Annotated in this window: 1 protein-coding gene; it reads right to left on the reverse strand. The window is 37.7% G+C overall.

Annotation, left to right across the window (positions count from 1 at the left end; translation table 11 throughout):
• Positions 1 to 189 precede the first annotated feature (189 nt).
• On the reverse strand, positions 190 to 575 hold a 386-nt coding region (locus tag EZH24_RS13250; RefSeq protein ID WP_419670472.1), incomplete at its 5' end, for a hypothetical protein.

Genomic DNA, 575 nt, shown 5'->3' on the forward strand with positions numbered 1-575 from the left:
ATGCCTTTTAATCTCAAGAAACTTAAACGAAAACTTTTATTAACTACCTGAAGTAACTTTATTTAAAGCGCCTTCATATACGGCTACCACAGTATCGCTCATTCCTGAACCGCTATATGCTGGACTATAAAGTTTAAAATGATATTCAACCGTTGCTGTTGTTGGATTAGCGGCGTTATCAAGAGTTATTTATATATATATCGTATAAGTTGTTCCGTCTTCTAACACTTCTTCCACACTTGTTTCCACTACATTAGGATTAGAACTATCGGGACAAAGTAATTGTTTTGGAGGGACTATATAACTACATCCAGCATTATTACCCTCTATTGATAATGAAAAATTATCAGCCATAACCAGAGCATCCACTTGTTCTTTTGTCCATCCATCTCCAGATATAGATATGTTGTTAAGCGTGCCTGAAAATTCGGCATTTCCAACAGTCGCAGGACTACCAGAAGCTGTTGGTATAGAACCTCCAGAACCTCCGCCATTTCCGCCTCCCGTTTTGTCTTCATTCTTACAGCTTATAGATAAAGCCATAACTAAAGCTCCTACGACCATGTAGGTAAATA

Source organism: Brachyspira catarrhinii (genome assembly GCF_005518285.1).
Taxonomy (GTDB): domain Bacteria; phylum Spirochaetota; class Brachyspiria; order Brachyspirales; family Brachyspiraceae; genus Brachyspira; species Brachyspira catarrhinii.